Annotated in this window: 15 protein-coding genes and 1 pseudogene; 10 read left to right on the forward strand and 6 right to left on the reverse strand. The window is 72.4% G+C overall.

Features of this window, described 5'->3' with window-relative positions:
• The first annotated feature begins 144 nt into the window (after positions 1–144).
• Positions 145–759 (forward strand): phosphatase PAP2 family protein, encoded by a 615-nt coding sequence (locus H4F70_RS19545; protein ID WP_182358439.1) that lies wholly within the window; start codon positions 145–147, stop codon positions 757–759.
• 41 nt (positions 760–800) lie between these two features.
• On the opposite strand, the gene H4F70_RS19550 is transcribed toward H4F70_RS19545, so the two are convergent.
• Positions 801–2,528, reverse strand: coding sequence for a penicillin-binding transpeptidase domain-containing protein (locus H4F70_RS19550; RefSeq protein WP_235681229.1), 1,728 nt, complete (start codon positions 2,526–2,528; stop codon positions 801–803).
• A 253-nt stretch (positions 2,529–2,781) separates the two neighbouring features.
• Between H4F70_RS19550 and H4F70_RS19555 the strand changes: the two are divergent.
• Positions 2,782–3,420: pseudogene (locus H4F70_RS19555) on the forward strand (NUDIX hydrolase); the annotation flags it as partial.
• Between the two features lie 183 nt (positions 3,421–3,603).
• Here the strand turns inward: H4F70_RS19555 and H4F70_RS19560 are convergent.
• Together H4F70_RS19560 and H4F70_RS19565 are read right to left on the reverse strand one after the other, a co-directional pair.
• Positions 3,604–4,761: an MBL fold metallo-hydrolase gene (locus H4F70_RS19560; protein WP_220471739.1), complete on the reverse strand. Its 1,158-nt coding sequence runs from the start codon at positions 4,759–4,761 to the stop codon at positions 3,604–3,606.
• On the reverse strand, positions 4,751–5,617 hold the full coding sequence (locus H4F70_RS19565; protein WP_182358441.1) for an SDR family oxidoreductase: 867 nt from the start codon (positions 5,615–5,617) through the stop codon (positions 4,751–4,753). Before H4F70_RS19565 ends, H4F70_RS19560 begins: the two co-directional genes overlap by 11 nt.
• Positions 5,618–5,726: 109 nt before the next feature.
• Between H4F70_RS19565 and H4F70_RS19570 the strand changes: the two genes are divergently transcribed.
• The 7 genes from H4F70_RS19570 to H4F70_RS19600 all read left to right on the forward strand — a co-directional run bounded on the left by H4F70_RS19570 (position 5,727) and on the right by H4F70_RS19600 (position 13,053).
• Positions 5,727–6,410, forward strand: a complete 684-nt coding sequence (locus H4F70_RS19570) for a TetR/AcrR family transcriptional regulator (protein ID WP_182358442.1) — start codon at positions 5,727–5,729, stop codon at positions 6,408–6,410.
• A gap of 77 nt (positions 6,411–6,487) precedes the next feature.
• On the forward strand, positions 6,488–7,753 hold the full coding sequence (locus tag H4F70_RS19575; protein WP_235681230.1) for an esterase/lipase family protein: 1,266 nt from the start codon (positions 6,488–6,490) through the stop codon (positions 7,751–7,753).
• 82 nt (positions 7,754–7,835) lie between these two features.
• Positions 7,836–8,456, forward strand: a complete 621-nt coding sequence (gene bluB, locus H4F70_RS19580; protein WP_182360557.1) for a 5,6-dimethylbenzimidazole synthase — start codon at positions 7,836–7,838, stop codon at positions 8,454–8,456.
• Between the two features lie 124 nt (positions 8,457–8,580).
• Positions 8,581–9,066, forward strand: a complete 486-nt coding sequence (locus tag H4F70_RS19585; RefSeq protein ID WP_182358443.1) for a MarR family winged helix-turn-helix transcriptional regulator — start codon at positions 8,581–8,583, stop codon at positions 9,064–9,066.
• Positions 9,063–10,742, forward strand: coding sequence for an MDR family MFS transporter (locus tag H4F70_RS19590; RefSeq protein ID WP_182358444.1), 1,680 nt, complete (start codon positions 9,063–9,065; stop codon positions 10,740–10,742). Before H4F70_RS19585 ends, H4F70_RS19590 begins: the two co-directional genes overlap by 4 nt.
• Positions 10,743–10,851: 109 nt before the next feature.
• Positions 10,852–12,411 carry an HNH endonuclease signature motif containing protein gene (locus tag H4F70_RS19595; protein ID WP_220471740.1) on the forward strand — a complete coding sequence of 520 codons (1,560 nt, stop codon included), beginning with the start codon at positions 10,852–10,854 and terminating at the stop codon, positions 12,409–12,411.
• A gap of 204 nt (positions 12,412–12,615) precedes the next feature.
• Positions 12,616–13,053: a hypothetical protein gene (locus H4F70_RS19600; protein ID WP_182358445.1), complete on the forward strand. Its 438-nt coding sequence runs from the start codon at positions 12,616–12,618 to the stop codon at positions 13,051–13,053.
• Between the two features lie 214 nt (positions 13,054–13,267).
• Here the strand turns inward: H4F70_RS19600 and H4F70_RS19605 are convergent, their stop codons facing one another.
• Together H4F70_RS19605 and H4F70_RS19610 are read right to left on the reverse strand one after the other, a co-directional pair.
• On the reverse strand, positions 13,268–14,710 hold the full coding sequence (locus tag H4F70_RS19605) for an FAD-dependent oxidoreductase (RefSeq protein ID WP_182358446.1): 1,443 nt from the start codon (positions 14,708–14,710) through the stop codon (positions 13,268–13,270).
• An 87-nt stretch (positions 14,711–14,797) separates the two neighbouring features.
• On the reverse strand, positions 14,798–15,271 hold the full coding sequence (locus H4F70_RS19610; protein WP_182358447.1) for a hypothetical protein: 474 nt from the start codon (positions 15,269–15,271) through the stop codon (positions 14,798–14,800).
• A 70-nt stretch (positions 15,272–15,341) separates the two neighbouring features.
• Here H4F70_RS19610 and H4F70_RS19615 point away from each other — a divergent pair, with 70 nt between their 5' ends.
• The gene (locus H4F70_RS19615) at positions 15,342–16,415 is read left to right on the forward strand and encodes a tocopherol cyclase family protein (protein WP_182358448.1); all 1,074 of its coding nucleotides are present in this window, start codon (positions 15,342–15,344) and stop codon (positions 16,413–16,415) included.
• Positions 16,416–16,429: 14 nt separating this feature from the next.
• On the opposite strand, the gene H4F70_RS19620 is transcribed toward H4F70_RS19615, so the two are convergent.
• Positions 16,430–17,155, reverse strand: coding sequence for a class II aldolase/adducin family protein (locus H4F70_RS19620; RefSeq protein ID WP_235681231.1), 726 nt, complete (start codon positions 17,153–17,155; stop codon positions 16,430–16,432).
• Positions 17,156–17,185 lie beyond the last annotated feature (30 nt).

Below are 17,185 nucleotides of genomic sequence, written 5' to 3' on the forward strand. Positions count from 1 at the left end.
CGCTCTTCCCGGCTGCCGCGGAAAGGGCCGCGCACGGGCGCTGACGGTACCCTCGACGCGGTCGGGGCCGGGCCGCACAGGCGCCGGCGCCCACCCCGTACACCGACCGAAGAAGGACGCCCGCGTGAACCAGGAGCCCGCAGCATGACCGCCGTACTCGCCTCCCTCGACGGCGCCTCCATCGACGGCTCGCTGTACCTGGACGTCAACGACTTCGCCCGCGACACCGGCTGGCTGCACGGGTTCATGACCGCGTTCACCGACATCGGCCTGGGCATCTTCGCGCTGCTCATGGTCGTCGCCTGGTGGCGGGCCCGGCGCCGCGGCCCCGCGGCGATGGCGGCCGCGCTCGCCGTGCCGGTGGCCACCGTCGTCGCCTACATCGTCAGCGACCTGGTCAAGGCAGTCTTCGACGAGACCCGCCCCTGCCACGTCTACCCGCGGGCGCTCGTCCTCGGCGGCTGCGACCCGGTGAACGACTACGCCTTCCCCAGCAACCACTCGGTCATCGTGGCCGCCGCCGCGGTGGGGCTGTTCCTCGTGGAGAAGCGGTGGGGGATCGTCGCCGCCGTCGTCGCCCTGGTCCTCGGGTTCTCCCGGGTGTACGTGGGGGCGCACTACCCGCACGACGTGCTCGCGGGCCTGGTCGGCGGTACGGTCGTCGGCCTGCTGGTGGCGCTCGTCGTCGCCCGGCTCCTGCGGCCCGTGGTGCGCGGGCTCACCCGTACTCCGCTGCGGCCGCTCGTCTCGGCGGGGTGAGCGGCGCGGGGTGAGCGGCACAGGGCCTACCTGTTCTGGGCCTACCCGTTCCGGGCGCCCCGCAGGAAGTCGCCCGCCATCGTCACTGCCGGCCCCGACGAGTCGGCGCCCTGGATGAACGCGGTGAACGCCACGTCGCCCCGGATGCCCGCGAACCAGCCGTGCGCCGGGCCGTCCGCCACCTCCGCGGTGCCCGTCTTGCCGCCCAGGCCGTCGATGTCCGACAGGCTGCGCGCGGTGCCCGACCGCACGGCCTCGCGCATCATCGCCCGCACGGCGTCCACCGTGGCGGGCTCGAGCGGCGGGGGCTGCTGGTCCGCGGTCGCCGGCTCGCCCTCCACGAGCATCGGCAGCACCATGCGCCCGCCGTTGGCCAGCGACGCCACCATCTCGGTGATCCCGAACGGGCTGGCCGTCACGGTGCCCTGCCCGATGGCGGCCTCCACCCGCGCCGGGCCGGGTTCGGTCACCGGCACGGTGCCGGTCACCGTCGTCAGCGCCGGGGTGACGAAGTCGACGCCGAATCCCAGCGACGCGGCGGCGTCGCGCATCGCCGACGGCGCCAGGTCGGCCGACATGATCGCCTGCGTCGTGTTGCACGACTGCGCGAATGCCGTGTGCAGCGGCACCGACCCCAGGTCGAAGTCGTCGTCGTTGGGGATCGAACGCCCGTCCACGGTGACACGCGCCGGGCAGGGGAGCATCGAGTCCGGCTCGGCGACGCCCGCCTGCAGCGCGGCGGAGGTGGTGACGGTCTTGAAGGTGGACCCCGGCGGGAACAGCCCCGTCAGCGCGATGGGCCCCTGCCGACGGGCGGCCTCGTTCTGCGCCACCGCCAGCACGCCCCCGGTCTCGGGGCTCATCGCCACGATCGCCGCCGGCTCCGTGCGCGCGTCCACCGCGCGCTGGGCCGCCGCCTGCATCGTCACGTCCATCGTGGTGCGCACCGCGTCGAGCGGCGCCGGCGCCTGCCCGCCGATCTGCGCGTCGCCCTCGGGATTCGACACGGTCAGCGACCATCCCGCGCCCTCGTCGAGCTCGACGCGCCAGTACTCGCGCAACTCCCCGAACACCGGCGAATCGAGGTTCCTGCCGGCCGAGATGAGCTTGCCCTGCTCGACCAGCTGCACGCCGTCGACGGCCTCCAGCTCGCCGCGGATCGGATCGAGGTCCTCGTCGCGCAGCGTGATCACCGTGTAGGGGGCGGCCGGGTCGGCGGCCACCGCGTCCGCGATCTGCTGCGCCGTGATCGACGGCTCGACGGTGGACACCGCGTCCGCCACCGGTCCGGCGGCGGCGAGGTTGCCGGCGTCGACGACGACCTGCGTCACCGGGGCCCAATGCATCAGGTCCACCCCGCTCCGATCGACGATCGGGGCGGTGAACCTGCGCACGTCCGAGTACACGATGCCGCCGCCGGGCCGCAGCCGCGCGTCGATGATCTGCGGCGACCACTGCACCCGCGACCCGTCCGGGCTCAGCGCGATGGCGCCCTCGGTGTGCACCGTGTCGCCCGCGGGAACCGTCCAGTCGAACTCGGTGGGCAGCTCCGCCCCGTCGCCGTCCGGGGTGTCCATGTGCGCCTCGGTGTCGCCGATGCCGTCGAACACCGCCTGCAGGGTCTCCCGGGCCGCGGCCGGATCGGTCGTCAGCTCCGCGGCGGCCGCCACGTCGCCCTTGTTGAAGGCCGCGGCGAACCGGTCCATCGGGCCGTCGTCGGAGCCGAACACCCCGCAGCCGGAGAGGAGAAGTGCTGCGCTGACAGCCACTGCGGCCCCTGCACGCACCGTCGACCGGCCCTGCCTGCTCCCGAAGGGTCTCATCCCACTATCGGACCAGGACCGACTCGCCCTGTCGAACGGAGGCGCGGTGCTGCGACGTCGATCACGTCGGTGAACAGCGGCAGTGCGGTTTCAGGCTGGGCGTGCGAGGCGCCGGATCCCGCGCGGGTCCTGGATGACGGGCGGTACCGGAATGGACCTCGCCCGACCGACGCCGCCCGTGCTCTAGCATGATCGCGTCATGGAACAGTCCTCGGTGTCGGTCGACGTGGTGGTCCTGCGCTTCGGCAGCCCCTACCCGGGCAGCCTGCGCCTGGCCGTGTCGCCGCGGCGCCGCGAGCCCTACACCGGACGCCTGGCGTTGCCCGGCGTGCTGCTGCGCTCGGGCGAACGGCTGCAGGACGGCGCCCGGCGTGCCGCGCAGGTGAAGCTGGGGATTCCCGAGGACGCGATCGTCGACGTCGGCCAGCTCGCCGTGTTCGACGAGCCCAGCCGAGACCCCCGCGGCCCCACACTCTCGGTGGCCATGTGGGCGGTGGTGGGCGCCGACGACTACACCCCCACCGACGACGTGGACGTGCACTGGCTCGGTTTCGACGAGGCGACCGCGCTGGCGTTCGACCACGACCGCATCGTCTACCACGGCCGGCGCATCCTCGGCGGCATCCTGTGGCGGCACGACAGGTTCACCCGCGCCATCACCGGGCCCAAGTTCCCGGCGACGTTCGCCGTGGAGATCACCGCCGAGCTGATGGGCTCGCGCCCCGACGCCGGCAACCTCAACCGCACGCTCAAGATGCTGCCCGGGCTCGAACGCACCGACGAGCGCATGCGCATCCAGGCCACCGGCCGCCCGTCCGTGGTGTGGCGATGGTCCAGTGATGGGTCCCGTCAGGGCGCGCCCGAGGACCTCGGCGGCACGGAGCACCTCGCGACCCCCGGCGAGCACAGAGACGACGCCGGACATCGGGAGGACACCACGGACGGGAACGACGTGCCGGCAGGCGGTTCCGGCTGATCATGGGGGAGACCGCCCGCGCATGGGGGAGACCGCCCCGGACCGTCAGCCGCGCCCGGGAACGGTGATCGTCCCGTAGTCCAGCGGGCGGTGCCGGAACGTGGGCCGCAGCGGCCACTGGCGTTTGCGCGTGGAGCACTCCGACGACGGGATCACCTGCGAGAACCGCGGATCCACCGACGAGCGCGAGGCCACGGTCTTCTCCTTGACCATCGAGTCGTACTGGTCGAGCGTGTCCTCGAGCGTGTTGGCGTTGAGCACCACCTCGCGCCCGTAGAACGCGGCCTGCTGCCGCACGCCCGGGATCGCCGAGTGCTCCGGGTGCCAGTTGTCCGGAGCCATGCCGTTCTCCGACTGCACCCACACCCCGTCCGGCGTGTTGATGCACAGCGAGTGGTTGCCGTCGGTGTGCCCCGGGGTCCACAGCAGCGCCACGCCCTCGCCCAGTTCCACGTCGCCGTCGAACACCTCCAGGCGTTCGGCCGGCACCCCGTCCATGCCGCGCTCCACGTACCAGGCCCACTGCATGGGGTGCATCGATTCGAAGGTGCCCAGCTCCTTGCGGTGCACCAGCAGCTTCGCCCCCGGGAACAACGGCTCACGCGGCGCCGACTCGCCCGCGATCGGCTCGGCCGACCCCATGATCATGCGCACGTCCTGCACGTGCAGATGGTCGAAGCTGACGTAGTCGACGTCCTCGTTGCGCAGCCCCATCGACGGCAGCACGGCGTCGGGGTCGTTGAGGTACTGGGCGAAGAAGCGCTCGACGTGCAGCCTGTTGCCCAGGCGCTGGATCGCGTTGTAGAACGGCGCCTCGGCCGAGCCCTGCGCCACCGTCGGCTCCCACACCAGGGTCTTCATCGCGCCGTCGAACCCGGTGAACTGGATGACCATCATGCGGTTGATGATCGAGATGAACGGGTTGGCGTGCAGCGAATACCCCTGGAACGCGAAGCGCGACGGGTAGGGCGCCTCGGCGATCTCGACCGTCTTCACCGCCTGGACCTGGCCTTGCGCGGCGAACCTTTCGTGGAACCGCTGCGACGCCCGGCGCACCGCGTCGAGCCGGTCCCCGCGCGGCCAGATCGCATGCACGCCGTCGAACTCCGGGATCGGGCGCGGGGCCGCCGAGCCGGTGGAGTCGCCGCGTCCGGCGCCGTCGTCAGTGGTGGCGTGGGATGTGGTCTCGTCGTCAGTGCGCATTCCGCTCCTCTCCTGCGGCGCCGCCGAGCGCCCGCGATTCGTAATCGGCACGCGCGCCCGACCCGCGCACGGCCTCGACCTGATCCGGCACCAACCGCCGGTGCACCGCGTCCCGCACACGCTGGGGCAGCAGCGCGACGGCGCGGGCGAGCGGGCCGACGTAGCCGGGCACCGTCACCTCGAACCGGGGCCGGCGGATCGCCGATGCCACCGCCTGGGCCACGTCCTCCGGTTGCAGCAGCGCCGCCCCGCCGGCATCGGTGCCCTCGGCGAGTTTCGTATCCACCACCACCGGCATGACCGCCGTGATCGCGACCCCGCTGCCGCGCAACTCCTCCCGCACCGCGGTGAGGTACCCCAGCACCCCGTGCTTGGTGGCCGCGTACGTCGCCTCCCCGGGCGGGGCGAGGCGGGCTGCCGCGGACGCGACGGTGACGATGTGCCCGGCGCCGCGCTCGCGCATCGCCGGGGCCGCGAGCCGCACCCCGCGGATCACGCCGCGCAGGTTGACCGCGAGCATCGCGTCCGTCGCCGAGTCCGGCTCCGCGTCGAAGGGACCCACCCACATGACGCCGGCGTTGTTGACCAGCACGTCCAGCGGGCCCACCGCATCCTCGGCGCCAGTGAGGAATCCGAGGAACGACTCGGTGGACGTGACGTCCAGCGCCAGCGCGACAGCACGCGGGCCCAGCTCCGCCGCCGTCGACCGCGCCGCGTCGACATCCCGATCGCCGATGACGACCCAGGCGCCGGATTCGACCAGCAGACGCGCGATCTCCCGCCCGATTCCCTGCGCGCCTCCCGTGACGGCGACGGCCTTGCCTGAAACCGGCCCACCCGCCTTGCATACGACCATGCCGGTCCGCCTTCCCGGCCCGTCGCGCCGGGCCCGTCTATGACACGCCGTCGTGTCACATATCCTGTCGACGAGTATGCCATGCGATCGAGCAAAGGGGAATGCCGTCATGTCAGACAACGTCGGCCGACGATACGGCGGGCTCACGGCACCGGAACGCACGGCACGCCGCCGGGCCGCGATCCTCGCCGCCGCACTCGACCGTTTCGGCACCGAGGGCTACCGGGCCGCCTCCGTCAAGCAGGTCTGCCGGAGCGCGCAACTCACCGAACGCTACTTCTACGAGTCGTTCGCCGACCGTGAGGACTGCCTCGGCGCCCTCTACGACGAACTCGTCGCCGAATTGCGCGACGCCACGCACTCCGCCGTCGACGGCATCCCGACCGGGGGGAGTGCGGCCGAGGGCGGCCTGTCCGAAGGCGGTGCTCGCGGGTCCGCGGCGGATGCCGCCGCGGCCGCCGGCCTCGAGGCGTTCGTCCGCAACCTCACCGGCGACCCGCGCCGCGCCCGGGTCGTCCTCATCGAAGTCGTCGGCGTTTCCGAGGAGATGGAGCGCCGGCGCCACCGCGTGCTGCGCGAGTTCGCCGATCTGGCGGTGGCGGTATGGACCCGCGACGGCGTCCAGACGCCCCCCGAGGAGGCGCGGCTCGCCGCGACCGCGCTCGTCGGCGGGGTCAACCACCTTCTCGTCGACTGGCTCATGGACGGTCGCCGCACCGATCCCGCCGTCCTGTCACGCCTGTGCACGCGCCTCTTCCAGGCCGCCCGCCGGAGCGTGGAGGGGGCCGGGTAGGCCGGAACCGGCACGCGCCGCGTGACCGATCCACCGGAACACCCCCGACCCCGGAACGCCCCGGGTACATTCCAGCTGTGCCGAACTCCCCCCTGGCCCACGCTCTCGGCGACGCGATCGCCGCCCCCATCCGCCTGGCCACGGTGCTGCAGCAGTCGATCGCCGCGCTCGACCAGGTGACCGGCGACGCCGTCCGCGATGCCGCGGCACTCACGCTGGCCGCCACCGCGCGTTCGGCCGCCGTCTCGGCGCGCGCCCGCACGGCCGCCGCCGGCACTGAGCCCACCGGCACCCCGAACGGCCCGGAGGCCGGCGCGACTCCCGACGCCGGCGCCACGACAGTGGCCGTCACCCTGCCCGGGGCGGACGTGGAGCCGGCCGGGCCCGACGCGGCCGCGGTGCACGTGCTCACCGGCCCCGCACTCGAAGCGGACGCCGTCGCCTCCTACGCCGCGCCGGAACTCGTCCCGCACAAGCATCGCCGCGTGGACTACGACTTCTTCTCCGGTATCGCCCCCGAGATCCGCAATCCCGGCGGAGCCCTCCCCGGGGCCAACCTGTGGGATACGCCCCCCAGCGCCGAGCGCCCGGTGCCCGTCGTCCTGGTCCACGGCACTGCCGGCGGCGGGCAGACCAACTGGGGCCCGTATGTCCCGCTGCTCACCAACCACGGCTTCTCCGTGTTCACGCTGACCTACGGCGCGATCCCCGGCTCGGCCTGGCCCGTCTCCGCGATGGGCGGGATGCGCCGCATCGAAGACAGCGCGGCGGAGTTCGGCGCGTTCGTCGAGCGCGTGCTCGACGCCACCGGGGCCCGGCAGGTGGACGTCGTCGGTCATTCCCAAGGCACCCTGGTCCCCGGCTACTGGGCCAAGCACCTCGGCGGGGCCGACCGCATCCGCCGGTACGTCTCGCTGGCACCGCTGTGGCACGGCACCCGGGCGTTCGGCGGGCTGCGCGGCACGCTGGCCGCGGTCGGCATGCGGTTCGGCGTCGCCGGGCTCGACGTGGCGGCCAGCCTGTCCATCCCGCAGATGATCACCGGATCCGACTTCCTCGCCGAGCTGTGGTCCGGCGGGAGCCCGTACGTGGCGGGGATCGAGTACACCAACATCTCCACCCGGCACGACGAGTTCGTGGTGCCCTACACGAGCGGACAGGTGCCCGGCGGCCCCGGGATGGACGTCACCAACATCGTCGTCCAGGACGGGTGCCCCGCCGACCACAGCGACCACCTGGGCATCTGCGGATCCCGGCGCGCCGCCACCATTGCCCTCAACGCCCTCGACGACATCGACCAGACGCCCGTGCCCGTCGAGTTCGTGCCGCCGTTCTTCGGATAGCCGCGCCCCGGCTACGGTGGTGGCCGTGACTTCGCCCGACCATCCCGCCACCGCGGCCCGCCGTCCCGGCGCGCCGGACCCGATGAGCGTCCACGAGGCCATCGCCCTGCGCCGCGACGTGCGCGCCGAGTTCAGCGGCGACCCCATCGACGACGCCACGCTCATGCGCATCCTCGGCTCGGCGCACCGGGCGCCGTCCGTCGGCAATACCCAGCCCTGGGATTTCGTCGTGATCCGCGACCCTGACACGCTGGACGCGTTCGCCGGGCACGTCGCGGGCAAGCGGCGTGCGTTCGCCGAATCGCTGCCGCCGGAACGCACGGACACGTTCAACCCGATCAAGATCGAGGGTATCCGCGAGAGCCGCACCGGCATCGTCGTCACCTACGACGGATCGCGCGGGGGCCCGAACATCCTGGGCCGGCACACCATCGAGGACACCGGGCTGTTCTCGGCGGTGCTGGCCATCCAGAACCTGTGGCTCGCGGCCGTGTCCGAGGGGATCGGCGTGGGCTGGGTGTCCTTCTACGACGAGGACTACCTCACCCGCCTGGTGGGGATCCCGGCTCCGGTCCGCCCCATCGCGTGGCTGTGCGTCGGCCCGGTGACCGGGTTCCAGCAGGTTCCCGACCTGGAACGGTTCGGCTGGCGGGGGCGGCGGCCACTGGAGGACGCGGTGCACCAGGAGCGCTACCGCGGCTGACGGGCGCCACCTGCGGTCTCGCTGTCGGCGGCCCCGTGTCGCGGTGGGGCGCCTCGCCACCGGCACCACGGTGTGACCCCGGCCCTGCTATATTGTTGCTTTCGGTAAGCAACAAGGAGTGGACGTGATCGAGGGAGCACAGGCGGGGGTCATCCTCGGCGAGATGGTGGAGATCGGCCGCACATTCCGTGCGGCCGGCCGGCGGAGCAGGGAACGGGGCCTCACCGGCACCAAGTTCAGCGTGCTCCAGCAATTGCGCGCCTCGAGCACCAGACTCACGGACCTTGCAGTACGGCTTGAGCTATCCACCCCCGTCACATCGCGCGCGGTCCAGGCACTGGAGTCGGAGAGCCTGGTCGAACGCAATCCCGACCCCGACGACGCACGCGCCGTCCGGGTCTCCATCACCGACGCCGGCCTGGCGTATCTCACCGTGCGGGAGAATGCCGCCGTCAGCGCATTCGCGGCCCACCTGGGCGACTGGTCGCCTTCCGAGGCCGCCCGCACCATCGAGACCCTGCGAACGCTGCGGGACAGGCTCGCCCGCGCATTCGACGATCTGGAAGGCCCCGGCGCACAGTCCTCCGACGAGGCCGGGATCCCCGCATGAGCGCGCCCGCCGCCGCGCGCACACCGCGCGAGTACTCGCATTCCGAAGTCCTCGGCGTCATGGCCGGCCTGCTCGCGGCCTTGTTCACCGCGATGCTCTCCACCACCGTCGTCGCCACCGCGCTGCCCACGATCATGGCCGACCTGCACGGCACACAACGGCAATACACGTGGGTGATCACGGCAAGTCTGCTGATGATGACGATCAGCACGCCGATCTGGGGCAAGCTGTCGGATCTGTTCAGCAAGAAGCTGCTCACCCAACTGGCGATCCTGCTGTTCGTCGCGGGATCGTTGGCGGCCGGCTTCACCCATTCCATCGCGCTGATGATGGTGGCGCGCGCCGTGCAGGGCATGGCGATGGGCGGCCTGATCGCGCTGGTGCAGTCCGTGATGGGGTCGATCGTCTCGCCCCGCGACCGCGGCCGCTACGCCGGTTACATGGGCGCCGTCATGACCGTCGCCACCGTGTCCGGGCCGCTGCTGGGCGGGATCATCACCGACGGTATCGGCTGGCGCTGGACGTTCTTCGTGTGCGTGCCGCTCGCCGTCGTCGCGCTCGCCCTCATCCAGTGGAAGCTGGACCTGCCCGCCAACCCCCGCTCCGGCCGCGCCCGCATCGACTACCTCGGCGGCATCCTGCTGTCCATCGCCGCCGCCCTGCCGATGCTGTGGGTGACGTTCGCGGGCAGCGACTACGCCTGGATCTCCTGGCAGTCGGGCGCATTCCTGGCCGGGTTCCTCGTGACCGCCGCCCTCACCGTGCTCGTCGAGCTGCGCGCACCCGAGCCGATGCTGCCGCTGCGGGTGCTCCGCAACTCCACCGCGGTGCTGATGATCGTCGCCAGCCTGGCCGTGGGCGTGGCCATGTTCGGCGCCGGGGTGTTCCTCACCCAGTACTTCCAGCTGGGCGCCGGGTACACGCCCACTAAGGCCGGGATGATGACGATCCCGATGATCATCTCCCAGATGCTCTCCGCCACCATCGGGGGCCAGATCGTCAGCCGCACCGGCCGATGGAAACCGATCATGGTGGTCGGCAGCATCACCATGCTCGCAGGACTGGTCGGGCTGGGCACCATCTCGCACACCACGTCCTACCCCCTCGTCGCGCTCTACATGGTGCTGCTGGGGCTCGGCGTGGGCACCCTGGTGCAGAACATCGTGCTCGCGGTGCAGAACACCGTCGACGTCACCGAGGTGGGCGCCGCCTCCGCGGCCATCGCATTCTTCCGCTCCCTCGGCGGCGCGGTCGGCGTTTCCGTCCTCGGCGCGGTGCTGACCAACCTGGTGGCGGGCAACATCCGGGAAGGCCTCGGCCAGATGGGGATCCCCGCCGATCGGCTCGGTTCGTCCGGCGACACGCAGCTCGACGTAAGCGGGCTGCCGCCGGAGGTGCGCGGAGTGTTCCACGACGCATACGCCGACGGGTTCGGGCCGTTGTTCATGATCGCGGCCGGCATCGCCGTCGTGACGGTGCTGGCAGTGATCGCGGTGCGCGAGACGCCGCTGCGGCTCACGATCGCGATGGACCGGCCCGAGGGCGGCGCGCCGGCCTCGGCAAAGGCCTCCCCACCGGCCTCCGCAGAGGCAACGCCCTCGCCCTCAGTCTCTGCGGATTCACCACCGGCGAGTGCCGCGGCCGATGAGACGGCCGGCACGTCGCGCGGCTCCTGACGCTCGTCCACACCTGATGACTCGACCGATGTGATGCAGTTTATAGAACGTCCTTGCTATCGAATGCACGTACCAGTACCGTGGTACGTGAGGGGATCGGGGGCATGTCATGGGGGAAGCAGCGGCCGGGGACGCGACGCGGGGGACGGTGTTCGAGGCGACCCGGGTGGTGGACGGGGCGGGTATGGCCGGGCCGGACGCCGCCCGCGGCGGTGACGGTGTGGCGACGATGGCGGATCTGCTGATGGCGCCGATGTCCGGCGGTTTGTGGCGGTGTACCGACCGGATGCTCGACGGGTTCGTCGCCGAGATGGCCGGCTGGCGCCGCTGCCTCGAGGTCGCCGAGACCCGGGTGCTCGCCGAGCAGGTACGCCGCCGCACCGAAGCCACCGGCATGGCCGCGCATGCGGCGGTCAACCGGGTCGGCGACGGGCTGGCGCTGGCCGCATCGCTGTCGACCGATCAGGCCCGGGCCCGGGTCGGGTTCGCGACGGGCTTGGCCGCACTGCCCGATACGCTCGCAGGCGTCGCCGACGGGTCGGTCTCGCGCGAGCAGGCCGGCAAGATCGTCAAGCTCGCCGACGCGGTGCCCGATATGCCGGGCCGGGCGCAGACGGTCGCGATGTGCGAGAGGGCGCTGGTCGAGGCCGCGCGGATCAGCACCGGGGTGGGCCGCGCGTTCGGCGCTGCCCTATCGAATCTGCGTACCGCGTTGGACCCGGACGGCAAGGCCCCGGCCGACGACCCGTCGCGCAACGAGTTCACGCTGTCGCCGCTGCTCGATGGCCGGTACCGCGTGCGCGGCAACCTCGATGCGGCGAGCGCCGAGGCGCTGTACGCGGCGATTCTGCCGATGGCCGCGCCGCGCCCGGAGGACGACGGCACCCGGGACCGGCGCGGCGCCCCGCAGCGCCGCGCGGACGCGCTCGGCGAGCTGGTGCGCCGGTTCCTCGCCGGCCTGGGCCCCGACATCGCCGCCGCAGTGGGCGGGGACGACGCTGCTGACGGGCATGACGCTGCCAATGCGCCCGCAGGGTCCAGTGCCGCCGCAGGAAACAGGGACGGGCCGGTGCCGGGCGGGTATGCGCGGCCGCAGGTGCACGTGCATATCCGTGCCGAGGATCTGGCCGGCGTGCCCGGCGGGCGCGAGGCGTTCCTGGAGTTGCTGCGTGCGGGGCGTATCAGTGAGATGTTCGCGGCGCTGCACGCGGGGCGCGGCGAGTACACCGGCACGCTGGGCTTCGGGGAGGTCCGCGGGATCGCCTGTGATGCGGCGGTGACGCCGGTGATCGTCGATGGTCATGGAGTGCCGTTGGCGTTGGGGCGCACGGTGCGCCTGGCGAGCGCGGCGCAGCGGCGGGCGCTGGCGGTGCGTGATCAGGGGTGCGCGTTCCCGGCGTGTTCGCGGCCCACCGCGTGGACCGAGGCGCATCACATCGTTGCGTGGTCCGCGGGGGGCCGTACCGATCTGGATAATCTGGTGTCGTTGTGTTCCGCGCATCACCGGGCGGTGCACAACGATGGCTGGGAGATCGCACTTTCGGAGCACCGTTTGCCGGTGTTCCGGCCACCGGCGCGGATCGATCCGCACCGGCGGTGGGTCGATACCCACGGCCTTGCCACCGGCGGACCGGCCACGCCCGGCGACGGGGACCCGCCGCCACGGTGACCGACCCGGGCACACCAGACCCGGCACCCCTGCCCCCCGCGCCATGCACGACGACGCGGGGGCAACGGCGCGCGACCGGTCAGCAGCAGACGCCGGCGGGTGCGCAGCGTTGCGCACCCGCCGGCCACCCGCAGCCACCCGCCGCCCGCCGACGCGCGCCCTTTACCGTGGGACCGACCGACGGAGCCACCGAAAAGGACCTCGATGCCCCGCACCCGCCGTATCACGCACGTACTCACCGCGTTCGCCACGGCCGCCGCCACCGCGATCGGCCTCGCTGCCGCGGCAGGCACCGCCACCGCCGCACCCCCGCCCGGGTTCGCCCTGGTCGGGACGCAACTGACGCTCGCCCCGGACGGCGCGTGCCGGGGCAACATCCTCGTCGGCCTCGACCAAACCCCGCACAGCGGCGAACTCACCGTCACTCTCACCCCCGCTGGAACATGGGGCACTGCAGGCTGCGCCGCAGACGTGCAGGTGGACACCATCAGCGCGGCCGGACCGCAGCACCGGCTCGTACACGTCGACGGCGGGCCCGCGAGCACGACCGTCGACATCGGCTACGGGTTCGCCATGGTCAACGTGGACAGTGTCGACCCGGCCGGCTGGAACGCGGGCTACCACATCGTGATGGTGCCCTGACCTCCCCGGCGACCGTTTCCCGCCGTGTCACGGCAGCACGGGAATACGTCCCCGGCCGATCCGGTTGCACCGGGTGGATCGGCCACGTTCCGTGTCCCCCGGGCTCACATCACTGCCTTCGCGGAATACCGTCCGGCTGGAGCCGCGTCGCGCCTTTCGCCGAGAGGCGACCGAGCGTGGTCGATCCGCCTCCTTCAACGCGCCGCCACCGCCTTCAACATACGGCTGCCTCCGCAAGCGCCGCCGCCTCCCGCCCCGCGATGCGCCCGAACGCGAGCGCGTCGGCGATGTGGAACCCCCCGTCCTTGCACCAGCTGTAGGTGGAGCTCACCTCACCCGCCGCGAACAGCCCGGGGATCGGCTCGCCACGCACGTCCAGCACCCGGGAACGCCCGTCACGTCGGGGCCCGCCGCTGCTCCAGCCGATCATCGGTACCACCTCGAGCGCGTAGTACGGTGCCCTGTCCACCGCACCCAGCGTCGCCGGATCGCGCCCGAACCAGTCGTCACGGCCCGAAGCGCACGCCGCGTTGTAGTGGCGTAGCGTCGTCTCCAGGGTCTCCGGGTCCACCCCGATGGCCTCTGCGAGAGCCCCCGGGGTGTCGGCCGAGGTGATCCGCCCGTCGGCGATCTCCGCGGAGTTGTCGGCACTCCACCGCGTGCCGTTCTCCAGCAGCTCCCACCCGACCGGCAGCACTCCGCGGTCGGGGCTCAGCGGTCCGGCCGCGAACAGGCGTCCGTCGAACACCACATGGAACCGGTGCGTGGGGAAATGCTCATACCGGCCGTCGTGTTCGACGTGTCCGTGCCGCGCCTCCGCGGTCTCGTCGGCGAAGCGGCGCCCGGCCGCCGAGACGAACAGGTAATGCGGCGAACCCCACAGCGCCAGGTACATCCCCGTCCGCCGGCCCGTCTCCACGCCGGTGATCGTCATCATGTTGTCCATGTGCCACAGGTCGGCGCCCGCCTGCTGCGCCATCCGGTGGCCGTCGCCCGTGGAGTTCGGCGAACCCCACAGCACGTGGTCCGGCACGCGCAGGTAGTCCCTCACCATCTGCGGGTTCGCGGCGAAACCGCCGGTCGCCAGCACCACGCCCCGGGCCCCGATCGTCGTCCCGTCGTCGAGCACGATCCCTCCGACCCGGCCGGCCCCGTCGCGGAGCAGCTCTCGGGCGGCGGCACCCTCCCGCACCTCGATGCCGTTGTCCGCCAGGGCGCCCCGCAGGAAGGCGAGGAGCGCGCCGTTGCCCATCCGGCCGTCCACCGTGTCCATACCCGTGTAGCAGTCGGCGCCGTCCACGCCGAGGTACTCCGGGCTGGTGTGGTATTCGCCGCTGCGCGCCACCGGCGCGCCGAGCGATCGCATCCATTGCGAGTTCACGGCCGTCTCCGCGGCCCAGGCGCGGATGACCTCCTCGTCGAGCCCGTACGGGCCACACAGGGCGCGGAGGAACACCGCGGCACGCTCGGGGTCGTCGTGGGTGAACCAGCCGCCGCCGGAGACCCGCGTGTTCCCACCCGCAGAATCGGCGTCCCCCTTCTCCAGCACCAGCACGCGGGCGCCCGCCTGGTGCGCACTCAGCGCGGCGGCCGCACCGGCCGCGCCCGCGCCGACGACCACCACGTCATGACCACCTGCTGCCGGTCCCGCTGCCATGCCCACTCCCTTCGCGCCTTTCCGCGAACGTAATCCGGGTCACAGCAGAACCATCGGGCCCCTCTCAGCCAGCGGGAGGTTCAGGTGCTACAGCTGCTCGTCCAGTGCGAAGCGCACGATGCGGGCGCGTTCCGCGGCGGCGTCCGCCTCCGCCCGCGTCGGGATCCGCCCCTTCGGCAGCCCCAGGAACGGGTCCTGCGAAGCGCTGGTGACGCCACGCTCCACGAGCTCGATCACCAGGTCCGACACCTCCGTCCGGTTGTCCACGAGCAGGCCCTCCGCACGGTGATCGCGCCCGCGCAGCCGCAGCGACACCGGCCGGGGCAACCGGAAGTTGCTCATCCACCCGGTGCGCGCACCGAACGCCCAGACCTCGTCCGGGCCGAACGCGTAGTACGCGACGGGGATCGCGAAGCTCCGCCCCGACTTGGCGCCCGTGTATGACACGACCATCAGCCGCCTGCTGACCACCCTGTGCACCGGGGAGCGCAGCAGCGGGACGACGAGGCGGTTCGCGGCGTTGAATGCCACCGCCAACGGGCGGGGATACGGCGAGCTCATGCGTCGACGGTACACAGATCGGTGACCGCACAGCCCTCAAACAGGCAGCGGATGCGGGTAGCGTGAACCGATGGGATCGCTGTACGACGCATACCGCGGCACCGGTGCCGACCTGCCCTTCGGCGACCCGCTCCGGGCGCACGGCGTCGCGATGGAGGGCTATTTCTGGCGGTTCACCCGGCCGGACACGGGTGATGTGGTGATCGCCCTGTGCGGGGTCAATCAGGGCAAGGTGCATGAGCGCGGAGCCGGCGACCGGTGGGCGACCGTGGGGCTGGCCGGGCACCCGGGCGGATTCCTGCGCACCGCCGCGGTGCCGGGCGCGTCGGCGGCGAAGCACCGCCTGGGGGCATGCGCGGGCAAGACGGGCGGCGCCGCCCGGGTCGGGACCTTCTTCGGCGACGACGGACGTGTACGAGTGGACCTCGGCGCCCGGTCCCGGCTCGACGTCACCGTCTCCGGGCACGCCCGCTGGCCCCGCCGTCGCTTCGGGGGTTCGAGCGTGTTCCAGTGCGTCCCCGCGCTCAACCAGTACTGGCACCCGTGGCTGCTCGGCGGACGCGCCCACGGAACGGCGGTGCTCGGGGGTAACGAGATCGACCTCACCGGCGCGCAGGTGTATGCCGAGAAAAACTGGGGGCGCGGCGGTTTCCCCGACTCGTGGTGGTGGGGGCAGGCGCACGGGTTCGACGACCCGGACGCGTGCGTGGCCTTCGCCGGGGGAGTGGTGACGGCGGGGCCGTTGCGCACCGAGGTCACGGCCCTGGTGGTGGCGCTCCCCGGCGGCCCCGTGATCCGGCTCGGCAACCCCGTGACGTCGCCGGTGCGCGCCGTCGTCACGGACGAAGCCTGGTCGCTGCACGGCCGGAACAGAAGCTGGGAAGTCGGCGTGGAAGCGGAGTCGCCGCTGTGCGCCGCCCATGTGCTGCCTGTGCCGCTGCCATCCGAACGCCGCAATGTTCCCGGTGCCATCGAGCACCTTGCCGGGCGGCTGACAGTGGAGGTGCGGCGCCGCGGGCGTGCGTACTGGCGGGGCGAGACACGCCTTGCCGCCTTGGAACACGGCGGGATCGACCGCGCCCGGGCCGAGGTGCGGCGCCGCGGCGGGCCGGCCGACGCTACCGGCGCGCCGCCACCACGGTGAGGCGCCGGCCCGGGTCAGCGCGGCCGGGACAGCACCTCCGCCGCGAGTGTGGGTTCGTCCCGGAGGGCCTTGCGCACGGCCGCCTCCCAGAACCCGTGATAACCGTTTCCGTCGCTGTTGGCCTGCCGATCCATCCACCAGTCCGGCAGCGACGACTTCTCCGGGCCGCCCGCCACCCGCACCATCCACGCGTTCTTCGCCCGCTGCTCCAGCGCCACCGCGCGCAGGTATGCCGCCCGCGCGGTGTCCCCGATGACGAACACCCCGTGCCCGCCCAGGATCGCCCGATCGGCATCGCCGATCGCGCGCACCGCCGCATCCGCGGCCTCACGACTGTTCACGGCCCCCTCGTACTCGTCCACGAGCACCACCTCGCCGCCGCCAAGGCTCGAGCTCTGGTCGTACGCAGGCGGAACCGCCTTGAGGTCGCTCCACACCGTGCCGTACTCGGAATGATTGTGCACCGCGTACTGCACCTCGGGGCGGGCCACGTGCAGCGCCAAGTGCAGGGGGATCCCCAGCGGCACCGGCCAATCACCCTCGATGACGTTGCCGTCGAGGTCGATGCGCAGCACGTCCCCGGGCATCATCTCCTCCCAGGTGAGCAGCCACGGGTTGCACAGCAGCGTCCCGTCGCCCATGTTCACCGTGATGTGCCCGGCCAGGTGATCGCAGTACCCTTCCGCCCACAGCGTGCGGCCCAGCAGGACGATCTCCTCGCGCACATCGAGCTCCGGCATCAGCCGATCCCGGGCAGGGGTGAACTGTGC

The sequence above is a fragment of the Tomitella gaofuii genome, assembly GCF_014126825.1.
In the GTDB taxonomy this organism is placed as follows: domain Bacteria; phylum Actinomycetota; class Actinomycetes; order Mycobacteriales; family Mycobacteriaceae; genus Tomitella; species Tomitella gaofuii.

Excerpts from the sequence above, each read along its gene's own strand:
- H4F70_RS19610 (WP_182358447.1), bottom strand. The coding sequence starts at position 15,271 with ATGAGCTCGCCGTATCCCCGCCCGTTGGCGGTGGCATTCAACGCCGCG.
- bluB (WP_182360557.1), top strand. The coding sequence starts at position 7,836 with ATGAGCGTCCACGAGGCCATCGCCCTGCGCCGCGACGTGCGCGCCGAG.
- H4F70_RS19560 (WP_220471739.1), bottom strand. The coding sequence starts at position 4,761 with ATGCGCACTGACGACGAGACCACATCCCACGCCACCACTGACGACGGC.
- H4F70_RS19590 (WP_182358444.1), top strand. The coding sequence starts at position 9,063 with ATGAGCGCGCCCGCCGCCGCGCGCACACCGCGCGAGTACTCGCATTCC.
- H4F70_RS19545 (WP_182358439.1), top strand. The coding sequence starts at position 145 with ATGACCGCCGTACTCGCCTCCCTCGACGGCGCCTCCATCGACGGCTCG.
- H4F70_RS19615 (WP_182358448.1), top strand. The coding sequence starts at position 15,342 with ATGGGATCGCTGTACGACGCATACCGCGGCACCGGTGCCGACCTGCCC.
- H4F70_RS19600 (WP_182358445.1), top strand. The coding sequence starts at position 12,616 with ATGCCCCGCACCCGCCGTATCACGCACGTACTCACCGCGTTCGCCACG.
- H4F70_RS19620 (WP_235681231.1), bottom strand. The coding sequence starts at position 17,155 with ATGCCGGAGCTCGATGTGCGCGAGGAGATCGTCCTGCTGGGCCGCACG.
- H4F70_RS19605 (WP_182358446.1), bottom strand. The coding sequence starts at position 14,710 with ATGGCAGCGGGACCGGCAGCAGGTGGTCATGACGTGGTGGTCGTCGGC.
- H4F70_RS19565 (WP_182358441.1), bottom strand. The coding sequence starts at position 5,617 with ATGGTCGTATGCAAGGCGGGTGGGCCGGTTTCAGGCAAGGCCGTCGCC.
- H4F70_RS19570 (WP_182358442.1), top strand. The coding sequence starts at position 5,727 with ATGTCAGACAACGTCGGCCGACGATACGGCGGGCTCACGGCACCGGAA.
- H4F70_RS19595 (WP_220471740.1), top strand. The coding sequence starts at position 10,852 with ATGGGGGAAGCAGCGGCCGGGGACGCGACGCGGGGGACGGTGTTCGAG.